This window comes from Rhizobium sp. WSM1274, from assembly GCF_025200775.1.
Lineage (GTDB): Bacteria > Pseudomonadota > Alphaproteobacteria > Rhizobiales > Rhizobiaceae > Rhizobium > Rhizobium leguminosarum_I.
On record NZ_CP104138.1, the window covers coordinates 3437301 to 3459161 of the forward strand.

Sequence of the window (21861 nt, forward strand, 5' to 3'; positions counted from 1 at the left end):
AAATTAAATGGTGAGAGCATGATGTCGTCCGAAAACCGCTCACACTTTTCGGCATCATACTCCAGGCGCTAGAGCGGGATTGTTTTAGTCGGAATCGGAACAGGGATTCCCTTTCTGGTGCAAATCAGATTCACCATTCTGGCCGGTGCAGGAGGCCGGTCTGGATGGCGAAACCTTTTTCGGATGATCTTCGGGAACGCGTTGTTGGCGCAGTAACGCGCGAGGGCCTGTCGTGTCGAGCGGCGGCAAAGCGCTTCGGCATTGGCATCAGCACCGCGATCGACTGGGTCCGGCGCTTGCGTGAGACGGGCAGCGCGGCTCCCGGCCAGATGGGCGGGCACAAGCCACGGGCGATCTCAGGTAAACATCGGGTCTGGTTGATCGATCGCTGCCACATGCAGGCGTTCACCTTGCGCGGGTTGGTGGCGGAACTCGGAGAGCGCGGCCTGAAAGTGGATTACAGCGCCGTCCGGACCTTCGTGCATGAGGAAGGGCTGAGTTATAAAAAAGACGTTGGTCGCCAGCGAGCGCGAGCGGCCCGATGTTGCCGCCCGGCGGGCGCGCTGGCTGAAGCATCGCCATCGCATCGATCCATCTCGCCTTGTCTTTATCGACGAAACCTGGACGAAGACGAATATGACGCCGCTCAGGGGCTGGGCGCCGCGCGGCGAACGGCTGTTGGGCCATGCGCCCTTCGGCCACTGGAATACCATGACTTTTGTCGCAGCCCTCAGGGCCGACCGCGTCAGCGCACCGTGGATCATCGACGGCCCGATCAATGGCGAACGCTTTCGCATCTATGTCGAGAGGGTGCTGGTACCGGAGCTCAAACCCGGCGACATCGTCGTCATGGATAATCTCGGCTCGCACAAGGCCGGCGCTATCCGTGCCGCCATCCGCAAGGCCGGCGCCAGATTGTTCTTCCTGCCGCAGTATTCCCCCGATCTCAATCCGATCGAAAAACTCTTCGCCAAGATCAAGCACGAGCTGCGCAAGGCGCAGGCTCGAACCCGACAGGCCATCGACGACGCGCTGGCAGCCACCCTTCAAACCGTCTCGCCGAAAGAGTGCCAAAACTACTTCAAGGAAGCCGGATATGAACGGACATAAAACAATCCCGCTCTAAACCACCCGATCCGGCGCATCCCTGCCCTCGAAAAACGCCGTCACGTTGTCAACCACCTTCATGCCCATGGCGGTCCGCGTCTCTTCCGTAGCACTGCCGAGATGCGGCAGTACCACGACGTTCTCCATCCGCCGCAGTGCCTCCGGCACATCAGGTTCCGCCTCGTAGACGTCAAGCCCGGCGCCGCGGATCTTGCCCGCCTTGAGCGCTGCAATCAGCGCCGCCTCATCCACCACGTCGCCACGCGCCGTATTGATGAGAAAGGCGCCCGGCTTCATCGCCGCAAGCCGCGCCGCATTCATCAGGTGTCGGTTCTCTGCTCCACCTGGGCAATGCAGCGAGACAAAATCGGCCACCGCCAGCACGGCCTCGATCGTCGCCAGCTGCCGCGCGCCGTAACGCGCCGCCTCCGCCGGATCGATCGGCGAACGGTTGAAGAACACCACATCCATGCCGAAGCCGAAATGGCAGCGTTGCGCGAAGGCCTTGCCGATACGGCCGAAACCGATAATGCCGACCGTCTTCCCGGTCACCTTGGTGCCGACCATATGCGTCGGGCACCAGCCCTTCCATTCACCAGCGCGTACCTGCCGCTCGCCCTCACCGCCGCGCCGGGCAATGGAGAGCAGCAGCAGCATGGCGATATCGGCCGTGCAGTCGGTCAGCACGCCCGGCGTATTCGTCACCGCAATGCCCCTCGCCCTGGCGGCTGATATATCGATGTGATTGTAGCCGACCCCGAAATTGCCGAGGATCTTGGTGACGACAGGCACACCGTCAAAGACGGCGGCCGGCAACCGATCGGAAACCGTCGGCAATACGGCATCATAGGTCGAGAGCGCCAGCCGCATCTCGCTTTCGCCGAGCGGAATATCGTCACGATTGAACGTCACATCGAAACGTTCGGCAAGGACAGTTTCCACCGAGGCTGGCCAGCGCCGGGTGACGAGAATGCGGGGTTTGGACATGGAGGGTTCCGCTCAATGCTTCAAAACGATGCCAAGAGTTAGACCAGCCAGGCGAAAATTGAAACGTCCGCGAAAAGAAAGAAGCCCGGTCGGAGAACCGGGCTTCGATAATCTTATCTCATAAAAGGGAGCGAGGCTTACATGCCCTGCGGGAAGTAGCTGTACTTGCCGTCCGGACCCTTCTTCCATTCGTACATGATGTAGCCAGGGATCTTCGGGTCGCCCTTTTCGTCGAACGAAATGTCGCCGAGAACGGTCGGGAACGGGCCTTTTTCCTTCATGGCCTTGGCAACAGCCTCAGGATCCAGCGAACCGGCAGCCTTGGCGGCCCCGGCGATCGTCTGCATCGCAGCGTAGGAATAGAGCGTGTAGGCTTCCGGATTGAAACCAGCGGCCTTGAACTTTTCGACGAGTTCCTTGTTCGCAGGGTTCGCTGTCGGATCGGGGCCGAAGGTGTTCAGCGTACCGGCGACGGCGTCACCAGCAATCGAGGCCAGTTCGTTCGAAACGATACCGTCGCCCGAAACCAGCGTCGCCTTCAGACCCTGGTCAGCCGCCTGGCGGATGATGAGACCAGCTTCGGTGTGCAGACCACCCCAATAGATGATCGAGACGCCAGCTTCCTTCATCTTGGCGATGAGGGCCGAGAAGTCCTTGTCGCCGACGTTGATGCCTTCGTATATGACTTCCGTGACGCCGGCGGCATTCATAGCCTTCTTGGTTTCGTCGGCAAGGCCCTGACCGTAGGGGGTCTTGTCGTGAACGACAGCGATCTTGGCGTCCTTGAAGTGATCGGCAAGGTATTTGCCGGCGATGGCACCCTGCTGGTCGTCACGGCCGCAGGTGCGGAACGTGTTCCAGAGGCCCCGTTCCGTGAAGGTCGGGTTCGTCGCGGCCGGGGTGATTTCGAGGATGCCGTTTTCGGCATAGACTTCCGAAGCCGGGATCGAAACGCCCGAGTTGAAGTGGCCGATGACGAACTTGACGCCGTCAGCAGCGAACTTGTTGGCGACCGAGATGCCCTGCTTCGGGTCGGAGACGTCGTCGCCGAGTTCGATCTTGATCTGCTCGCCGTTGATGCCGCCAGCCGCGTTGATGTCGGCGACCGCCTGCTCCGCACCCTTCTGGAGCTGAGCGCCGAACGCAGCGTTCGGGCCAGTCAGCGGACCAGCGACAGCGATGAGAACGTCGGCCCACGCGTTGCCGCTGAAGGCGAGCATCGCCGTCAGAGCCACTGCCGACAGAAGAGACTTTTTCATATTATTACTCCCAATTTTTGGGCGGGTTCCGGTCCAAGGCCCAGCGCACTACCCACCATTGACTGCGCCAGGAAAGCTGTTCCACTCGGAAGGCAATTCATGCCTAGTTTCAACGGACTGTCAATGTTTGTCCTTCCACGAAAACGCGGAAGTTTTTTCGTACAGCCAGTAATAGTTGTTAACCATCTGATTGGTGCGGCGGTAGCGGAAGCCGGCCGTAGAGAACACCAGCAGGGTCACGAAGTCGAGGATATAGTAGAAGGCGCTGAGCATCGGGCCATTGAACAGGGCATGATGCAGGAACTGCATCGCCCAGGCGAGCAGGAATGTATAGACGATGACCAACGGATAGTCGGCCCAGCCTTCGGCAACCGCTTTGCCGGCGCGCCATGCCGTCCAGAAGCCTAAGAGCAAGACGATGACACGGATCGCCACAAGGGAGCCGGCATCCGCTTCGAAGAAAAGTCCCTGCATGTCAAACTCTCCTTTCGACCTAGTGTCTTCCGCCTTCGAGATAGGCGGCGCGAACCTCGGGATTGGCAAGAAGCTCCTTGCCGGAGCCGCTCATCGTCACCTTGCCGTTCACCATCACGTAGGCGCGATGAGAAAGCCTGAGGGCGGCGAACGCGTTCTGCTCGACGAGGAAAACGGTCAGCCCCTCCGCCTCGTTGAGCTTCTTGATCGCCTCGAAGATGCCCTTGACGATCAGCGGCGCAAGACCGAGCGAGGGTTCATCGAGAAGCAGCAGCTTCGGGCGCGCCATCAGCGCGCGGCCGATCGACAGCATCTGTTGCTCACCACCCGAAAGCGTTCCGCCCCGCTGGGCGTGACGTTCCTTGAGCCGCGGGAAGAGCGTGAAGATCTTCTCGACGTCTTCGGCGAAGTGTTTCAGATTGTCGAGGCCGGCGCCCATCTGAAGATTTTCCAGAACCGTCATGCGCGGGAAGATGCGGCGGCCTTCCGGCGACTGTGCAATGCGTAGACGGGCGATTTCATGCGTCGGCATGCGGGTGATGTCGCGGCCCTCGAAGACCACCGAACCGATGCGGGCCTGCGGGCTGCCGCAGATCGTCATCATCAGTGTCGACTTGCCGGCGCCATTGGCGCCTATCAGGCTGACGATCTCGCCCTTGTTGACGTGGACATCGACGCCGGCCAGCGCCCGGATATTGCCGTAATAGGTTTCGACGCTATTCACCTGAAGGAGCGGTTGACCCGTCATTACTTCATCGCCCATCAGTTTGCGCCTCCTTCGAGCTGCTCGACGGCTGCGATCACCTCTTCCACTTCTTCATCCTCGACGCCAAGATAGGCCGCGATGACCCTCGGATCGTTCTTCACGTGATCCGGCGTGCCATCGGAAATCTTCTGACCATATTCGAGGACGACGACGTGGTCGGAGATTTCCATGACCACCGACATGTCGTGCTCGATCAGCAGGATCGACGTTCCTGTTTCGGCGCGAATGCTCTTCAGCAGCGCGTTGAGCGTTGCCGATTCCCGTGGGTTGAGGCCGGCAGCCGGCTCGTCCAGGCAAAGCAGCTCCGGACCGGTACACATGGCGCGGGCAATTTCGAGACGCCGCTGGGCGCCATAGGGCAGGTCGCCGGCCGGGTCGTCGGCGCGGTCGATCAGGTCGGCCTTCTCGAGCCAAAAACGGGCGAGCTCGATTGCAGCGGCCGCTTCCCGCCTATAGGGGCCGACACCGATAAGGCCGAGGATCGTATAACCCGATGCCTTCATCAGCTTGTTGTGCTGGGCAACCAGCAGGTTTTCGAGAACGGTCAGGCCGGAGAACAGCCGGATGTTCTGGAAGGTGCGTGCGACCTTGGCTTCCCTGGTGATGCGAAAGTCCGGAAGACGCTCGAGCAGATATTGCTTGCCGCTCTTCTGGTTGAACGTGATCATGCCCATCGTCGGCTTGTAGAAGCCGGTGATGCAGTTGAAGACAGTGGTCTTGCCGGCGCCGTTCGGCCCGATCAGCGCGGTGATATCGCCGCGCTTGGCTTCGAAGGAGAAGTCGTTGATGGCCATCAGGCCGCCGAACTTCATCGACAGGTGCTCGACCTTGAGAAGAGTGTCGTCAGACATCGTATTCTTTACAGGGCTCATCAACCATGGCCCTCCTTGATGAAGCTTCCGGATATCGCCTTGCGCGCTCTGAGGAAGGCTGTCGGCTCACGCGAGCCGACGAAGCCGCGCGGCTTGAACAGCATGACGACGACCATGGCGAGGCCGAAGATCAACATGCGGTAGAGTTCGGGCGTAAAATCGGGTCCGAAGATCAGTTTTAGGAAGCCCATGCTGCGCAACAACTCGGTGCCGCCGACCATGACGATGGCGGCGATCGCGATGCCGGTCAGCGAGCCCATGCCGCCGAGAACGACGATGGCCAGAATGACGGCCGATTCCAGGAAGACGAAGGATTCCGGCGAAACGAAGCCCTGGCGGGCGGCGAAGAACGAGCCGGCGAAACCGGCAAACATCGCGCCCGTCGCAAAGGCGGTGAGCTTGGTCGTCACCGTATTGATGCCGAGGGAACGGCAGGCGATCTCGTCTTCGCGCAAGGCTTCCCAGGCGCGTCCGATCGGCATGCGGCGCAGGCGGATGGTGACATAGGCGGTCAGCATGCAGAGCGCCAGGATCAGGTAAAAGAGGAAGATCTTGTAATAGGCCGAGGAGATCGGCAGGTGAAAGAGCTTGGCAAAGCCGCCGGCCGTCGCATCGAAGGGAATGCCGAAGAGTGTTGCCTTCGGGATGCTCGAGATACCGAAGGTGCCCTTCGTCACTTGAGTCCAGTTGATGAGGACGAGACGAATGATTTCACCGAAGGCAAGCGTCACGATGGCGAGGTAATCGCCGCGTAGGCGCAGCACCGGGAAGCCGAGAATGACGCCCCAGAGTGCCGCGAACATGCCCGAAAGCGGCAATAGCATCCAGAAGGACAGGCCGAAATAGGTCGAAAGCAGCGCGTAGGAATAAGCGCCGACGGCATAGAAGGCGACATAGCCGAGGTCGAGCAGGCCGGCGAGGCCGACGACGATGTTCAGCCCCCAGGCCAGCATCACATAGATCAAGATCTGGATGCCGAAATTGTCGACATATGTCAGCGAGCCCTGAGGGCCTTTGATCGCCACCACCACCATAGGATAAAGCAGCAGCGCGATCAGCGCGATCTTCAGGAAATGCCGGTGGAAGAAGCTCTTCTCGGTTGAGATGTCGAGTTCGCCGTGTCTCGCCTTTGCCAGCTTGCGGCTGTCGAGATGCGGCCGCAGGAAAACCACCGTGGCGAAGCGGCCGATGGCGGCGATCGCGACGAAGATCGCAAGCAGGCCCCAGCGCTGGACAATGATCAGTTCGTTGCTGATGTTCTGGTCGGTCTTGAGGCCGACATAGAGAACGAACATGCCGAACGACAGGACTGCGGCGAAAAGAGCTTCGGTAAGGCCTTTGCGGACAAGTCCGGCATCGGGCTTGCCTGCAGAATTTTCGATTTTTGCCATGACGTTATACCTTCTCGACTTCCGGCCGCCCGAGGATGCCGGTCGGCTTGAAGATCAACACGAAAGCCAGGATCGCAAAGGTCGCGACGTCCTTGTAGGCGATGGTGAAGTATGCCGACCACAGCGACTCGATAAGGCCGATAAGCAGGCCGCCGAAGACGGCGCCGGGTAACGAACCGATACCGCCGAGAACGGCTGCCGTGAAGGCCTTCACACCAGGCGTGAAGCCGTCGTTAAAAGAGGCGACGCCATAATACATCAGGTACATCGTGCCGGCGACGGCTGCGAGTGCCGCACCCATAACGAAAGTGATCGAGATCGTCTGGTCGACGTTGACGCCGAGCAGCGCCGCCATCTTGCGATCCTGCTCAGTGGCGCGCTGGGCACGGCCGAGTGCGGTGCGATTGACGATGTACCAGAAGATCGTCAGCAGCACCGCCGTGATCAAGATGATGATGATCTGCTTCAGCGACACCGAGATGTTGCCGAACTGGTAGACCGAGCTCACCATCGGCGGAATCGGCTTGTTGCGTGGACCCTGCGTCACCTGGATGAAGTTGGACAGCGTGATCGACATGCCGATCGCGGTAATCAGCGGCGCCAGGCGGAAGGAACCGCGCAGGGGACGGTATGCGACGCGCTCGATCGTCCAATTCCACAAACTCGTCATCAACATCGCGACGACAAGCATCGCCAACAGCAGAACTGCCACCGGGAGACCTGCGAAGATGGATGTGAGGACGAGGAAGACGATAAGAGCGGCGAAACCACCGAGCATGAAGATGTCGCCATGGGCGAAATTGATCATGCCGATAATGCCGTAAACCATCGTATAGCCAATAGCCACAAGGCCATAGATGGATCCGAGCGTCAGCCCGTTTAAGAGCTGCTGGACGAAATACTCCATATGTCGTTTTCCCCTGGATGCGAGCGAAACACGCTGCATCTCTTTTTGGTTCTTCAGTTCTCCGTTTCAGAGAACCTCATAGGCCGAATGCATAGCGGTTTCGTTGGAAATGTGAAGACAAAAAGGATTTACTCCGACAGATTCTTGTCAGAACAGGGCTAGATGGCGCGTTTTGAACCAAAATCCACAGAAAAACGGCAGAGCAGGGCCTATTTTTAGCCAGAAACTGCCACTGGATTAACCATCCGGAGATATCGCCGTCGATTTCTTGCTCCGCGTGCCGCGTAAGCTATTCCACAGAATTGGAAGATGGAGCAAATTCAGACCCCACGGCAGCCTCTTTGACGAATGTCATTTCACGAGCGATGCCCGATCTTCGTCTGACAAGGCTGAAAACTTATGGTAGCATCATCTGACTGTGCATTGAGGGATGCGGGGCACGACGGGGAACACCATATAAACTTGAGTATCTGGTTGTGACAGGGGGTTTGCGGACGAGCGACAATGGGTGCTCGCCGCGTGGCGAACGGCAAAAGGACAATGCTGAGGACATTTGAAAAGGCGGCGCTCGAAGCCGGCAGGGCCATCATCACGATCCTGCGCGAAGGCTTCCCCGTCGCTATGAAGGCGGATGCAAGTCCGGTCACGGTCGCCGATGAGGAAGCCGAACGCATCATCCTCGCTCATCTCGCCAGAGATTATCCCGAAATACCCGTCGTGGCGGAAGAATCGGTTGCCGCCGGCAAGGTGCCCGACATTGCCGGCCGTGGCTTCTTCCTGGTCGACCCTCTCGACGGCACGCGCGAGTTCGTCGACGGGCGGCAGGAATTCACCGTCAACATCGCCTATATCGAGAACGGCGCCCCGGTGGCGGGCATTGTCTACGCGCCAGCGCTCGGGCTTGCCTTTTCGGGAGAACGCGGCCACGCCGAAAAGCTCGTCGTCACGGACGATTTCGCAGTTGGCGCTCGCAGCACAATCACTGTGCGCGAACAGCCCGCCGACAGGCTGGCGCTTGCAAGCCTTCGCCACAACAGCCCCGAGACCGGAAGCTTTCTCGCCGACCACGCGATCTTCAAATGCACCAATATCGGCTCCTCGCTGAAATTCTGCCTGCTGGCCGAGGGAAAGGCCGACGTCTATCCGCGCTTTACCCGCACGATGGAATGGGACACCGCGGCCGGCGATGCGGTGCTGCGCGCCGCCGGCGGTTCGACGGTGACGCTGGACGGAATGCCGCTGACCTACGGCAAGACGGGAAAGGCGGCCGATTTCGACTTCGCCAACCCGAACTTCATCTCCTGGGGCGGCAGGAAACGCATCCTCGAACCGGCGTGACCATCCTCAGGATCGCTGAAGACCGGCAAGCGGCGCGATTCTCTGCATCGTAACCATGAGCTCAGACCTGTCGCGACAATCCGCGACCGGCCTCCGGCGTGCGCGCCTCAACTGAGCAAGCGTCCCTCCTTAAAGCGCGTCCACGATTCCCTTTCCAGCTGTGAAGTGATTCGCGTTATCGGCCCTCATTGAGCGATTCGGCGGCGAATCCGTTGCCCTGCATCTTTTCAAGACGCCGCGCGCCAACAATCCTGCCTTGGTTTTGTCACATTTCAGCACGCCTTCGACAGTGCTCGATATCTTCATCCGAAAAATTTCGCCGCGTGTTCCGTTAAGAAATATGCTTAAGAGACCCGGTGCACGTGTCGAAACAGCACGTCGCCAACCCCCGGTGAACCCCTGCCAAAGGCCTAAAAACTTTGACAAAATTCCAATTATTAACGAAATATCATGAGCTTGCCTCAACTTAACGCAAGTGCGAAAGATTTGTTGCGATGCGATATTTCTCTGGACACCATTACACAATTGTCGCATTTTTCCGTTTTAGTAGGGTTACTAAGACCTGAGTGCAGCCCTGGTGACAGGGTTAACCATTGATCGCCTATTGCCGCCGCGCCCCCTCGAAGACAACAGAGTACGATCCTTGAGCATCACGGAACTAAACAACAGCATTTCGACAGAGTCCTTCCGGCCGAGCCGCCGCCAGCAGCCGAGCCTGAAGATCCAGACCCCTGTTATCCATAGCGATGCGCCGCAGGCGCCGTTGGTGGATCTCGTCCTGAAGCGGGCGTTCGACATTTTTTCGTCGTTGAGCGCCCTCCTCGTCCTCGCCCCTTTCCTTCTGTTCGTCGCCCTGCTGATCAAGCTTGACAGCCCGGGACCAGTGCTTTTCAAGCAGACCCGCTGGGGCAAGAACTGCAAGGCCATCAAGGTCTACAAGTTCCGTTCCATGCGCACCGACCTTTGCGACGTCTCCGGCATTGCCCAGACGGTCAAGGACGACCCGCGCGTCACCCGCATCGGTGCCATTCTACGCCGGACGAATGTCGATGAATTGCCGCAGCTGCTGAACGTGCTGCTGGGCCATATGTCGATCGTCGGCCCGCGTTGCCATGCAATCGGCATGCGCGCCGGCGGCGTGCTCTACGAAGAGCTCGTACCGGAATACCATCAGCGCCATGCGATGCGTCCAGGCATGACCGGTCTTGCCCAGATGCGTGGCCTGCGCGGCCCGACCGATCGTCCGGCCAAGGCGCGCGCCCGCATTGCCAGCGATCTCTACTACGTCGGGAATTTCTCGATCTGGATGGACATCCGCATCATTGTCGGAACCGTCGTGTCGGAGCTGACCGGCGGTAAAGGCTTCTAAGCTTTAAGCTTTGTGAGAAGGGGCCGGCGGCCTTATGCATGTCGCCCACAAATGTGCAGCGGTTTCGGGAAACCGACATGCATGAGACAAAGACCTAAAGCGCGATGTAACGCGCTTTAGAGCAGCCGGTACCGGAATGCTCTGGCGACCGCCTGCATGCGATTGACCGAATCGTGCTTGCGCATCGCGCTCTTCAGATAACCTGCCACCGTATGCGACGAGAGATCGAGAACGATCGCGATCTCGTCGCTGCTCTTGCCGGCCGCCGACTACAGCGCCGCGCGTCTTTTTAGACGCGCAAAGGACGCTGTAGCACTTTGAATTGCTGGCTGATTCCTTAAATCGATTCCCATTAAAGGAATCAGCCAGCGTCGCAAGCGTTCGATTTCGCGCCGGGTAAGCGCCTCCGACGGACCGTCTTCCCCGCTGCCATTGCGCGAAGAAACTTTGTCCAGAAGCTCCATGCAGCCGTAGAGCAGCGCCATCGCCTGCTCTCGTGTGGGCATAGGACAGCCGGCCTGAGAAGGCGAAGATGTATTATTTCAGGTCAGCGTCGTGTAGCGCGAAGGCGAAGGTATTCTTCAGCCCTTGCATCTGAAAGAGCGTGTTGAGTTTGCGGTTTTCCTGATTGGCGGCGCTGCCCGCAAACGCTCCCTCCTCGCAGAAGATCGGCACGATCGCGCTTCATCGCGGTCACCAGTCTGCCGCAATAGAAGAGATCGGCGGCCTCGTAAAAGCCGACAAGGCTTTGCGGCCATTTGCTGATCAGCCGGTTTTCGGTGAAAGCCGTACGGTCGCCCCGCGGGAAAGCCGAGAGCAGATAGAAATCGAAGCCCGCAAGCTTCGCCATCTCGCCGAGCCGATCGTTGCCATCATTGAACGAAACCCCGGCGCCATCGGCCTGCGAAGGCGAAAATACAGCATCCTCAGCGCAGTCGTCGACTGCGCGCTCAGGTCTTTTCATCTTCGTAATCCTCATATAGCCAGCTTCGGCTCGGCCTCGCTGCCGGCGGCGAGAAGCTCGCGCCGGAGCATCAGCAAAGATGGCTTCTGCCTCGCATCCCGAGGACACGAAGCATCAAAAACGCGACTGGACTGATACAGCGGGAAGAACGGAGACGAAGTCTTGCGCTCAGTCTTATGTTGCAGCGCTGATAAGATCATCCCGGGAAATCAGCTAATATTTATTCCACATGGCTCCCATGCAGGCGCCACAAATTGCCGTAGCGGCAAGCGGCCGCTCCAAATCGCCGGCCAGGGCCGGGCGTCTAAATTTGTTATCAAAGTCTTACGATGGGTTTAGGCAATTTTTAAATGTGGCAGGCTAGAGTGGGGCTCGTGGTCTTGCGTTGTGTAGAGAGTCCAATGACCGAAATGATACGTCCCCGAGTGAAATATGTCATCGGCCCCGATGGCAGCCCCCTGACGATTGCGGATCTTCCGCCGCCCAATACGCGGCGCTGGGTGATTCGCCGGAAGGCAGAGGTTGTCGCGGCTGTCCGCGGTGGCTTGTTGAGCTTGGAAGAGGCCTGCGAGCGTTATACGCTCACGGTCGAAGAATTCCTCTCCTGGCAGTCGTCGATCAACAGTCACGGTCTCGCCGGCCTGCGCACCACTCGCATTCAGCAATATCGTCACTGATCACGCGCCAGCATCGACGACATCTATTTCGGGCCGGACGCATCTCCCATGAGGGAATGAAGAAGGCCCGAAATCATTGACGAGGCCGCGTAGCACCAGAGGCCGGGCTGCGTGAAGGCGTCGGCCAGCCCAGTCGTCTTCGCCGCCGCAATGACGATCGCAACCAGCAGCACGTCCATCATCGACCACTTGGACAGATGCGGTACGACGCGACGATAGAACAGGCTGCCGACCCCGCTGCCGGCGGCCGTCGCTTCTGCGGCGATCCCCATCGCCTCCGCTGTGATGCCGATCATCTTCAGAAGCGGCAGCAGGATCGAAACCAGCACGACGATCGCCGCCAGCAACCCATCCCCGCCTTGCCAAAGCGAGACAATGATTTCGATGAGCGACGGCGTGTCGTCGAAGAAATATAGAGTCTCGAAACGGACCAGCGGTAAGACGAGGCCGAGCGCCAGGAAGAACGGCGCGGCCACGAGAAGCACGGGGCGAATCATCGCAAGCGCCTTCATTGCTCCGAACCTCGTATCGACCCGATATTTTGCATGAACACTCCGTCTCCTGCCTCTATTGCCTCCACGGCTTGGCATGACCGCGCCACCATGTCACGGTCCGCCAAGACAAATCCGTTACGAGGAAAGACAATGGATATTCGAAACGAGGAAGGCGCCTCCGGCGGCCGTTATGCGGCCGAGGTCGAAGGACACGAGGCGGAGATGACCTATTCACGCACATCGCCGAAGCTCGTCATCATCGATCACACGGGCGTTCCCGATGCGCTGCGCGGCAAGGGTGTCGGCCAAGCGTTGGCGCTCCATGCTGTGGAAGCAGCCCGCACCGGTGGCTGGAAGATCATCCCGCTTTGCCCCTTCTTCAAGGCGCAGGCGCAACGCCATCCGGAATGGAAAGACGTCGTGAACTAGATGCGTAAAAACAAGGACCTAAAGCGCAAGGAGCGAATCTGAAAGATCGCAACGCGCTTTAGGCCATTGGCCCAAAAATCGGAATCGATTTTCGGAAAAGCACGATGCGAGATTGAAAGAGTTAGAGCGTCCTTTTGCGTGTCCGGAAGGGCGCGCGGCGCTCTAATGCGCGGGCTAAAAGACACGCAGCGGTTTTGGGACACGCGCAAAAAATGCAATCGCATCATGTGAATCACGCTCGATGTGACCCGCTTTGGACCTAGCGTCTTCCATCGCTCGCGGCGTGACAACCTCGATTTCGGCGAGAGCCGCCCGAAGGCGCAAACACCAAAAGCCATGTATGACGGACAGCGCGCCCATCATACATGGCTTCTCAGTGGCGATGCCAGAGCGCCGAAGCCGGCGCCCGCCGTTTCTCTTACGCCCTTGCGCGGGCGGCGCCGTCACGCTCTTCCAGCGCTGTGGCCCTTGCATATTCCGCCTGCATCTCCTCGAGCGCCATTTCCAGCGTCTCTTCCTGCATCTTCAGTTCCTTGATCGAAACCTGCAGGTTGTCGGCCCGCTGACGCGCGGCCTTGGCGAAGGTCGGATAAGCAAAGTGATTCGGGTCTGATATACCGGACTTCTTTTCCTCGACGACGATCTGGCTCTCCAGATCCTTCGTCATCCGTTCGAATTCGGACATCATCATCTGCAACTGCTGCAACTGACGTCGTTTTTCATTCACCTGAAATTCCTTCAGGCGAACGAGACTTTCTCGCGACTTCATACGCATTACTCCCGTGATGCGAGACCCCGGCTCAACTTGAAACCGCCCTGCGCGCCGCTTTGACACGGTTTGCTAAAAAATTTCCTGCGATATTAACAAATACCTACCGCTGGTAACCTTTCGTTTACGGGCATCGTTAATGATAGGCCCGATGATTTAAGGGTCGGTAAATGCCGCGGCATGAAATTCGAACCTTTTCATTGGCGAGTCGGATGAATCACTTAGCGCTGTTTCCTAATGTTAAAGTAGAGGAACGCCTTCTTGAGATTCCTATTGGAAAACAGAGAAATGGAAAAATTGTTTAATAAATTCGATACTCCTTGCCAGAGTGAATTAGAATTTGTTAACCATTTCGTGGCAGCTTTCAAATCACGTAGCGTGTTCGGTATCGTGTAGGGGGCCAGACCACCTTTCGGCGGCGGTAAAGGGGATAATTATGCGGGTACTTCTAATCGAGGATGACAGCGCGACGGCGCAGAGCATCGAGTTGATGCTGAAATCAGAGAGTTTCAATGTTTATACCACCGATCTCGGTGAAGAAGGCGTCGATCTGGGCAAGCTGTATGATTATGACATCATCCTTCTCGATCTGAACCTGCCCGACATGTCCGGATATGAGGTGCTTCGCACTCTCCGACTGTCCAAGGTCAAGACGCCGATCCTCATTCTGTCGGGCATGGCCGGCATCGAAGACAAGGTTCGTGGCCTCGGCTTCGGCGCCGACGACTACATGACCAAGCCGTTCCACAAGGACGAGCTCGTCGCCCGTATCCACGCCATCGTCCGCCGCTCCAAGGGCCATGCCCAGTCGGTCATCATGACCGGCGAGCTGATCGTCAACCTCGATGCCAAGACTGTGGAAGTCGGCGGCCAGCGCGTCCATCTGACGGGCAAGGAATATCAGATGCTGGAGCTGCTTTCGCTCCGCAAGGGCACCACCCTCACCAAGGAAATGTTCTTGAACCACCTCTACGGCGGCATGGACGAGCCGGAACTGAAGATCATCGACGTCTTCATCTGCAAGCTCCGCAAAAAGCTCGCCAATGCTGCCGGCGGTGCCAACTACATCGAGACCGTCTGGGGCCGCGGTTACGTTCTTCGCGAGCCGGATGGTGCCGAATACGCCGAAACCGCCTGATATTTTTCCGATCCCCTTATCGGACAAACGAAGATCCCGCCTTTTCGGCGGGATTTTTCGTTTCTGCGTACGTTGGGCGAGACTCACCCGATGTAGAGGATCTTAGGCTGGATCAGCCTGAAGTGCCCTGTATCTCGATGAAGAAAATAGAACTTGGCAGCCGTCGACCGTGCTTGCACTTTCGGCGTCATGCTCCAGGGACGCCGACATCGGCGGGGAAGAGGCCGCGCCGGTCAGGCGGCGATCGCGCGGTTTCCGAAAACGGCGGTCAGGATCTTGCGATCGAACGGCTTCAGCAGAAAGTCGGTGGCACCGGCCCGTTTGCCTGCCATCAGCTTCTTCAGATCCGCCTCGACGACGCAGTAATAGATCTTGACCTCTTTGCCGCCCTCCATGGCGCGGATGGCGGCGATGAGGTCAAGCGCACCTTCCATGCCGGAATCGACGATCAGATATTCCGGCAGCTCCGCCTGGCAGCGCTGCAGCGCCTCGCCGGCGTTGGAGGCTTCGCTGACGAGAAAGTCGAGTTCGGAGAGAATGCGCTTGCCGACCTTGCGGACGATGTCCGAATTATCGGTGATCATGAACCTTTGCATGGCCGCTCCTTTGCCCCCGCATTCGTCGTAGCAAGAGGCCTCTTACAACCCTGGAGAATAGGTCCATCAGGCTAAGGAATCGTTACCGGACGAGCCCAGGCACGCGTCCGCGCTCCGAAATCAGGCTGCCGCGGCCACCGCCGTGAACACCAGTTCGTCGGCACTGGCGCCGTGCTCAAGCGTCATCCCGCACTCCTGCGCCAGAAGCACGGTGTAATAGGGCTGGATCGAATGGGCGTCGATCGCCTCCTCGATGGTGCCGGTCGATATCTCGACGAATTTCGGCGGCAAGCGCATCAGTTTGCCTTTGGCCGTGAGCCTGAATCTGGCATCGAACTCGGGATTTTCGAGCGTTACCTCGAGCACGCCGCCGCGCGGAATGGCGGAATAGGCAACGAGGAAGAGGTTGAGCAGCAGCTTGACACGGTTCTTGGCGACGATGGCGCGCGGTCCGTTCCAGATCACTTCGGTCTTCTTCTCGGCGACGGCGAAATCCTTGGCAGCGCGTTCGGCTTCGCCGGTGTCGATCGAGGCGCCGACGGAACCCGATGCGCCGAAGGCCAGGCGTGCAAACTTCAAGCGGACGGAAGCGTTGAGCGCGCTGGTGCGGATCAGGTCCATCGCATCGGAATCGGCGCCGCCTTCATCCAGGAGTTCCAGGCCGTTGTTGATTGCGCCGACCGGCGAGATAACATCGTGGCAAACGCGGCTGCAAAGAAGCGCGGCCAGATCCGGGCCAGACAGAGTAAGATTTGGGTTCTTGGACATCATCGTCTCCTGAGGGGCGGCAATTTCATCGCGCCCAGAATATGCTTCATCAAAATTGCGCGAAGTTTGCGATCGTACTCGGTGCCATAATGACACCATATTTGGTAAACCGATTGTTAAGATCATCGGGGCAAAATGCACCAATCGCCGCGAGCGGTTGCCCGCTCCAAGCCAAACGACGAACGGATGACACCATGCGCCTTCGATTTCCGCACCGATTCATCGGCTTCTTCAGGTTGTTTTCGGCCCTCGTCTTCTCCTCGCTGATGGTTGCCGGGCCGGCCACCGCCCAGGACAACGGCCAGTACACGATTCAGGAAATCGTCGACGCCGGCCACTCCTTCTTCGGTTCCGCCAGCGGCGGACTTGCCAAGGTCGTCGAGAGTGCGTTCCAGAAATACGGCCTGCCAAACGGCTATATCCTCGGACAGGAAGGCGGCGGCGCCTTCATCGCCGGTCTTACCTATGGCGAAGGCCAGCTGAACACCAAGAACGCCGGCGAACATAATCTCTACTGGCAGGGACCTTCGCTCGGCCTCGATTACGGTGGCCAGGGCTCGCGCGTGATGATGCTGGTCTACGACCTGCCCTCCGTCAACGGCATCTATGCGCGCTTCGGCGGCGTCAGCGGCTCGGCCTATGTGATCGCCGGCTTCGGTATGACCTTGCTCAAGAACAACGACGTGCTGGTCGTGCCGATCCGCACCGGCGTCGGCGCCCGCCTGGGCATCAATGTCGGCTATCTCAAGATCACCCAGGCGCCGACCTGGAACCCTTTCTGAGGCCGCAAAGCCACCGGAATCTGTCGCCGCTCACACCGGCCTTGCCATGCGTGTCATGCGTGCTTAATTATCGCGGCTGACGCCGTATCAACCTTCTTACCGATGGCCGCGCCGTGATCGAATATGCTCTTTTGTTCGGATTGGGCTTCCTGACCGCGGCCTTCCTTGTCTTTTTGGTCTCGCCCGCCGTTCACCGCCGCATTGTCTGGTATACCGAGAACCGGCTGAAAGCGACGATGCCGCTGAGCCCTCAGGAGGTTCGCGCCCAGAAGGATATGGTGCGTGCGCTCTATGCCGCCGAAAATGCCCGCACGGCCCAGGATCTTCTGCGTGAGCGCGAGAAATCCCTGTCGCTCCAGCTTCGTCATGACGCACTCGCCGTCGATGCCGGCAGGCTTGCCGCCGAGATCGGCGAATTGCAGACCCAGATCGGCGAGATGCATGTCGAGGCCGCCGACCAGCGCTCGCATCTGCGCAAGGACGAGAACTATATCAGCCAGTTGAAGACCAACCTGCATATTGCCGAGCAGTCCGCTGCCAGCAAGGAGAGCGAACTGGCGACGATGCGGACGCGGCTGAGCAAACTCGGTGAACAGGTCGATGGGCTGAGGATCGACCTGGCTGCGCGCGAAACCGAGGCAGAGAGCCTGAAATTCCGCGTCAACGCGCTGCGTGACGAACGCGATACCCTGCGTCAGGATGTCAACTTGCTGCAGAAGCGCGCCAAGGATGCCGAACAGAAACTGACGCAACAGCAGCATATGGTGATCCGCCTGGAGGATAAGGCCGCGCGCGAGAGCGCTTCCGCCACCGAAAAGGAAACTCTGGTCGTTCGCCGCCAGCAGGAGATCGCCAAATTGAAGGAGCAATTGAAGGCCGCTAACGCAGAGATCCGCAAGGTCAACCGGGTATTGCGCGACGCCGGCCTTGCCGGGATGGTCGCGGAGCTGCCGGCGGAAATGATGGCTGAAGACACGACCGCATCCGTGCTCGACACCGCCGCCGTGACGGCCGAGATGGGCGAGGATGTCCGCAAGCGCAGCGCCGCTCTTGCCGAGCGCCTGCAAAAGGCAAAGGCCGTAACCGGGCGCGATGGCGCGATCCGCGAGGAGATCGCCTCGATCGCCGCCAATATGGTGGCGCTGACCGCACTCAACGAGGGGCCTTCCTCGCCGATCCGCACGCTGCTCGCACATGCGGAAAAGAACCCCAACGATCGCGTCAGCCTTGCCGACAGAGCGGCGGCGATCATCGCCGATCCCCCGCGCTGACGCCTTAGCGCGGCGCGCGTCGGATAGGACGAGCGGCGCGCCATCATTTTGAATTGGCATAATCCCAAAAAACGATTCCGATCTTCGGGCGTATAGGCTAAATCCGCCCCATCGCGGAGGCCATGGAAAACAGCGCGATACCCGTCGCCGTCGCGGCATTGAGACTGTCGAGTTCCTCCGACTGTGGAATGCGCGCGCTCCGGAACCGCGCAAGCAGCGCCTCCGGCAACCCCTCGCCCTCGGTGCCGACGACGAGCGCCATCCGCGTCGAGGCCGGAATGGCGCGGATATCGGTCTTGCCGTGCGGCGAAAGCGTCCAGATGGCAAAGCCCCGTTCGGCAAGCGCCAGGAGCACATCCAAGGCCTTGCCGCCACGCCGATGCGGAACACTCAGCACCGAACCGACCGAGACACGCAGCGCCTTGCGGTAGAGTGGATCACAGGAGGTTTCGTCGAGCAGCACCGCGTCCGCTCGGAAGGCGGCCGCATTGCGGAACATCGAGCCGGCATTGTCGTGATTGGAAATGCCGCAACCGACAAGCACCAGCGCCCGTTCCGGCAGCGCGTCGAGAAGTGCCGCCTCGCCGCGATCCTCCCGCCGGCCGAGCGCGAGAACGCCGCGGTGCAGGTGGAAACCGACGACGCCGTCGAGCACATCAGACCCGGCGACATAGACCGGCACGTCGGCCGGAAACCGCTCCAGGACGGGTAGGACGCCCTCGACGCGATTGCGCAGCAGCAGGATCTTCTCGGCGAAAAAGCCGCGGCCTGCCGCATGCGCCTCGGCGAGCATGCGCAGCACGACGGTGCCCTCGGCGATGAAGCGGTTCTCTCGGCCCGTCAGGTCGCGCTCGCGGATCGCGCGGAATTCAGCGACGCGTGGATCGTCGGCACTGTTGATGTCGATCGGAACGGCGGCCATGCCGGTTTCAATTGCCCGCGACAGTGACGTCGGCAACCGTCCGGCCGGTCCTGAGATCGTAAACCAGCGCCTTGCTCTTGCCCTCGGCCGTTTCGCCGTAGAACAGGATCTGCCCTGATGAAAACGAGGTGGACTGCACCTTGAAGCCGAGCGGCAGGGAAACGGTCGCCGCAAGCGGCGCATCCGAGGGTACGCCGGAGGCGGCAACAGCGGACGCCGTCTCCTTCGGTTCGCTGTGCATCACCTTGTAGACAACCGCGCCGAAGACCGCCATAAGGCTCACGAACATGATGGCGCCGGAAACGATCTGCAGGCGGACCATCTTGCGCCGGACACTTTCCATCGCCGGATCAAGGGGCTTCTCTTCCTGGTCGTCTGGCTCGATTGCTGTCATCTGTGCATCCCGTTCTAAAAATACGTCGGAGAAGAAGCGTCTTGAGCGACCCCTTTAAACAAGCAGCCGGCAATAGAAAAGTCCTGACCGCCGATGAAACTGCCGAAGGCCGGTTGGACGCCTGGCTGACGGCGCAAGTCGGCGAGGAATTTTCGCGCAGCCGCATCAAGGCGTTGATCAAGGACGGCCAGGTTTTTCTGCGCGGCGAACCCGTTACCGACCCGCAGCGCAAGGTGCGCACCGGCGACAATTTCGAACTCACGCTGCCCGAGCCGGAAGACCCGACGCCGCAGGGCGAGGACATCCCGCTCGATATCCTCCATGAGGACGACGATGTCATCGTCATCTCCAAGCCTTCCGGTCTCGTCGTCCATCCCGGCGCCGGCAACTGGACGGGGACACTGGTCAACGCGCTGATCCACCATTGCAGCGATACGCTCTCCGGCATCGGCGGCGTGCGCCGCCCCGGCATCGTCCACCGTCTTGACAAGGACACGACAGGCGTGATGGTCGTCGCCAAGAACGACATCGCTCATCGTCACCTATCGCTGCAATTTGCCGACCATGGCCGCACCATGCCGCTGGAGCGGGCCTATCAGGCAATCGTCTGGGGCCGGCCCCGCACGCTGTCGGGCACGGTCGACGCGCCGCTCGGCCGCGCCACCGGCGACCGCACGCGCCGCGCCGTCAAGCGCCCCGACAGTCAGGACGCCGACGAGGCGATCACGCACTACCAGGTGATCGAGCGCTTCCATGAGAAGCCGGACGCAACCGCGTTCGCCTCGCTGGTCGAGTGCCGCCTCGAAACCGGCCGCACCCACCAGATCCGTGTCCATATGGCCCATATCGGCCATCCGCTGCTCGGCGACGCGGTTTATGGCGCCGGCTTCAAGACCAAGGCCAATCTCCTGCCGGAAGGGATCCGCAAGGTCGTCAACGGTTTTGGCCGCCAGGCGCTGCATGCCTTCATGCTGCAGTTCGAGCATCCCCGCACCGGCGAAATCATGCATTTCGAAGTGCCGCTGCCGGATGATATGGTCGAACTGATCGAGGCGCTGCGCCAATAAAGGCGGCTCCGAAATGTCGCCTGCCCGCCTCACACCTGCATGAGCGGCATCTTGAACCGCTGTTTCGCCACACTTATCTATATATTGACTTAGTGCGGGCTCGGAGAGAGCCGCACGCCCCGGTTTGCCTTTTTTAACGCGAGGATGCGTTTCCATCGGGAACCGGAATTCACTTTAGGAGGGTGCACTATGGCCCGAAATACCTTGCCGTCCATTACCGCCGGCGAAGCCGGTCTCAACCGTTACCTCGACGAAATCCGCAAGTTCCCGATGCTGGAGCCGCAGCAGGAATACATGCTCGCAAAGCGTTATGCCGAACATGGCGACCGCGACGCTGCCCACAAGCTGGTCACCAGCCATCTTCGCCTGGTCGCGAAGATTGCGATGGGTTATCGCGGCTATGGCCTGCCGATCGGCGAAGTCGTCTCCGAGGGTAATGTCGGCCTGATGCAGGCCGTCAAGAAGTTCGATGCCGAGCGCGGCTTCCGCCTCGCCACCTATGCCATGTGGTGGATCAAGGCCTCGATCCAGGAATATATCCTGCGCTCGTGGTCGCTGGTGAAAATGGGCACGACTGCCAACCAGAAGCGCCTGTTCTTCAATCTGCGCCGGCTGAAGGGACGCATCCAGGCAATTGACGACGGCGATCTGAAGCCGGAGCACGTCTCTGAGATCGCCACCAAGCTGAACGTCTCGGAGGAAGAGGTCATTTCGATGAACCGCCGCCTCTCCGGCGACGCGTCGCTGAACGCGCCGATCAAGGCAGCCGAAGGTGACGGCGGCCAGTGGCAGGATTGGCTGGTGGACGACCATGACAGCCAGGAAGACGTGCTGATCGAACAGGACGAACTCGACACTCGCCGGCGCATGCTGGCGAAAGCGATGAGCGTGCTGAACGAGCGTGAACGCCGCATCTTCGAGGCTCGCCGCCTCGCCGAGGATCCGGTGACCCTGGAAGACCTTTCGACCGAGTTCGACATCAGCCGCGAACGCGTCCGACAGATCGAGGTTCGCGCCTTCGAAAAAGTGCAGGACGCCGTGCGCAAGGAAGCCCTGGAACGCGCCAAGGCCGTCCGCGTCGTCGAAGCTACGGCATAAAACCTGCCGCATGATAGAATTG

At 59.8% G+C, this 21861-nt stretch carries 23 protein-coding genes and 1 pseudogene; 10 read left to right on the plus strand and 14 right to left on the minus strand.

The genetic code is table 11. The features are described from left to right. The first annotated feature begins 164 nt into the window (after positions 1-164). A protein-coding gene (locus N2600_RS17265; RefSeq protein ID WP_222282285.1) for an IS630 family transposase occupies positions 165-1110 on the plus strand; the annotation gives its coding sequence in 2 pieces (ribosomal slippage) (positions 165-503 and positions 505-1110; 945 coding nt in all). 12 nt (positions 1111-1122) lie between these two features. Here N2600_RS17265 and N2600_RS17270 read toward each other — a convergent pair. From N2600_RS17270 to N2600_RS17300, 7 genes are all read right to left on the minus strand, one after another. Next, positions 1123-2094, minus strand: coding sequence for a 2-hydroxyacid dehydrogenase (locus tag N2600_RS17270; protein ID WP_260296899.1), 972 nt, complete (start codon positions 2092-2094; stop codon positions 1123-1125). A gap of 137 nt (positions 2095-2231) precedes the next feature. Continuing rightward, entirely contained in the window at positions 2232-3353 is a 1122-nt protein-coding gene (locus tag N2600_RS17275; protein ID WP_162117950.1) for a branched-chain amino acid ABC transporter substrate-binding protein, read from the minus strand. Between the two features lie 120 nt (positions 3354-3473). Continuing rightward, complete coding sequence (locus N2600_RS17280; RefSeq protein WP_017965837.1) at positions 3474-3827, minus strand: DUF6867 family protein; 354 nt, start codon at positions 3825-3827, stop codon at positions 3474-3476. Between the two features lie 19 nt (positions 3828-3846). Further along, a complete protein-coding gene (locus tag N2600_RS17285; RefSeq protein ID WP_017965838.1) occupies positions 3847-4590 on the minus strand; it encodes an ABC transporter ATP-binding protein in 744 nt (247 codons plus the stop codon). After that, positions 4590-5465, minus strand: a complete 876-nt coding sequence (locus N2600_RS17290) for an ABC transporter ATP-binding protein (protein WP_020486146.1) — start codon at positions 5463-5465, stop codon at positions 4590-4592. Before N2600_RS17290 ends, N2600_RS17285 begins: the two co-directional genes overlap by 1 nt. Further along, a complete protein-coding gene (gene livM, locus N2600_RS17295; RefSeq protein WP_017965840.1) occupies positions 5465-6856 on the minus strand; it encodes a high-affinity branched-chain amino acid ABC transporter permease LivM in 1392 nt (463 codons plus the stop codon). Before livM ends, N2600_RS17290 begins: the two co-directional genes overlap by 1 nt. A gap of 4 nt (positions 6857-6860) precedes the next feature. Next, positions 6861-7763 (minus strand): branched-chain amino acid ABC transporter permease, encoded by a 903-nt coding sequence (locus N2600_RS17300; RefSeq protein ID WP_170261673.1) that lies wholly within the window; start codon positions 7761-7763, stop codon positions 6861-6863. 540 nt (positions 7764-8303) lie between these two features. Here N2600_RS17300 and cysQ point away from each other — a divergent pair. Both cysQ and N2600_RS17310 read left to right on the plus strand, forming a co-directional pair. After that, on the plus strand, positions 8304-9101 hold the full coding sequence (gene cysQ / locus N2600_RS17305) for a 3'(2'),5'-bisphosphate nucleotidase CysQ (RefSeq protein WP_017965842.1): 798 nt from the start codon (positions 8304-8306) through the stop codon (positions 9099-9101). A gap of 643 nt (positions 9102-9744) precedes the next feature. Continuing rightward, on the plus strand, positions 9745-10470 hold the full coding sequence (locus N2600_RS17310; protein WP_026154324.1) for a sugar transferase: 726 nt from the start codon (positions 9745-9747) through the stop codon (positions 10468-10470). A 116-nt stretch (positions 10471-10586) separates the two neighbouring features. On the opposite strand, the pseudogene N2600_RS34625 reads toward N2600_RS17310, so the two are convergent. After that, positions 10587-11434 (minus strand): annotated as a pseudogene (locus N2600_RS34625) (helix-turn-helix transcriptional regulator). A gap of 401 nt (positions 11435-11835) precedes the next feature. Between N2600_RS34625 and sciP the strand changes: the two are divergent. After that, on the plus strand, positions 11836-12111 hold the full coding sequence (gene sciP, locus N2600_RS17330) for a CtrA inhibitor SciP (RefSeq protein ID WP_007533628.1): 276 nt from the start codon (positions 11836-11838) through the stop codon (positions 12109-12111). A gap of 23 nt (positions 12112-12134) precedes the next feature. Here sciP and N2600_RS17335 read toward each other — a convergent pair whose 3' ends face one another. Then, a complete protein-coding gene (locus tag N2600_RS17335) occupies positions 12135-12701 on the minus strand; it encodes a paraquat-inducible protein A (protein ID WP_260296901.1) in 567 nt (188 codons plus the stop codon). A gap of 54 nt (positions 12702-12755) precedes the next feature. Here N2600_RS17335 and N2600_RS17340 point away from each other — a divergent pair, with 54 nt between their 5' ends. Then, positions 12756-13034: a GNAT family N-acetyltransferase gene (locus N2600_RS17340; protein ID WP_017965846.1), complete on the plus strand. Its 279-nt coding sequence runs from the start codon at positions 12756-12758 to the stop codon at positions 13032-13034. Positions 13035-13452: 418 nt separating this feature from the next. Here the strand turns inward: N2600_RS17340 and N2600_RS17345 are convergent, their stop codons facing one another. Next, on the minus strand, positions 13453-13803 hold the full coding sequence (locus tag N2600_RS17345; protein ID WP_024319371.1) for a hypothetical protein: 351 nt from the start codon (positions 13801-13803) through the stop codon (positions 13453-13455). Between the two features lie 436 nt (positions 13804-14239). Between N2600_RS17345 and ctrA the strand changes: the two genes are divergently transcribed. After that, entirely contained in the window at positions 14240-14941 is a 702-nt protein-coding gene (ctrA, locus tag N2600_RS17350; protein ID WP_003542362.1) for a response regulator transcription factor CtrA, read from the plus strand. A gap of 233 nt (positions 14942-15174) precedes the next feature. Here the strand turns inward: ctrA and N2600_RS17355 are convergent, their stop codons facing one another. Together N2600_RS17355 and chpT are read right to left on the minus strand one after the other, a co-directional pair. After that, positions 15175-15537 carry a response regulator gene (locus N2600_RS17355; RefSeq protein WP_003542364.1) on the minus strand — a complete coding sequence of 121 codons (363 nt, stop codon included), beginning with the start codon at positions 15535-15537 and terminating at the stop codon, positions 15175-15177. A gap of 120 nt (positions 15538-15657) precedes the next feature. After that, on the minus strand, positions 15658-16305 hold the full coding sequence (chpT, locus tag N2600_RS17360) for a histidine phosphotransferase ChpT (RefSeq protein WP_260296904.1): 648 nt from the start codon (positions 16303-16305) through the stop codon (positions 15658-15660). Between the two features lie 194 nt (positions 16306-16499). Here chpT and N2600_RS17365 point away from each other — a divergent pair, with 194 nt between their 5' ends. Both N2600_RS17365 and N2600_RS17370 read left to right on the plus strand, forming a co-directional pair. Continuing rightward, complete coding sequence (locus tag N2600_RS17365) at positions 16500-17087, plus strand: DUF1134 domain-containing protein (protein WP_017965850.1); 588 nt, start codon at positions 16500-16502, stop codon at positions 17085-17087. A 113-nt stretch (positions 17088-17200) separates the two neighbouring features. After that, positions 17201-18358 carry a hypothetical protein gene (locus N2600_RS17370; protein WP_260296905.1) on the plus strand — a complete coding sequence of 386 codons (1158 nt, stop codon included), beginning with the start codon at positions 17201-17203 and terminating at the stop codon, positions 18356-18358. Positions 18359-18455: 97 nt separating this feature from the next. Here the strand turns inward: N2600_RS17370 and N2600_RS17375 are convergent, their stop codons facing one another. Then, entirely contained in the window at positions 18456-19280 is an 825-nt protein-coding gene (locus N2600_RS17375) for a TrmH family RNA methyltransferase (protein WP_162117946.1), read from the minus strand. A gap of 7 nt (positions 19281-19287) precedes the next feature. After that, the gene (locus tag N2600_RS17380; protein WP_017965853.1) at positions 19288-19674 is read right to left on the minus strand and encodes a hypothetical protein; all 387 of its coding nucleotides are present in this window, start codon (positions 19672-19674) and stop codon (positions 19288-19290) included. 41 nt (positions 19675-19715) lie between these two features. Here N2600_RS17380 and N2600_RS17385 point away from each other — a divergent pair, with 41 nt between their 5' ends. Both N2600_RS17385 and rpoH read left to right on the plus strand, forming a co-directional pair. Further along, positions 19716-20741: an RluA family pseudouridine synthase gene (locus N2600_RS17385; RefSeq protein WP_260056599.1), complete on the plus strand. Its 1026-nt coding sequence runs from the start codon at positions 19716-19718 to the stop codon at positions 20739-20741. A 189-nt stretch (positions 20742-20930) separates the two neighbouring features. After that, a complete protein-coding gene (gene rpoH, locus N2600_RS17390) occupies positions 20931-21839 on the plus strand; it encodes an RNA polymerase sigma factor RpoH (RefSeq protein ID WP_003542378.1) in 909 nt (302 codons plus the stop codon). Positions 21840-21861: the final 22 nt, after the last annotated feature.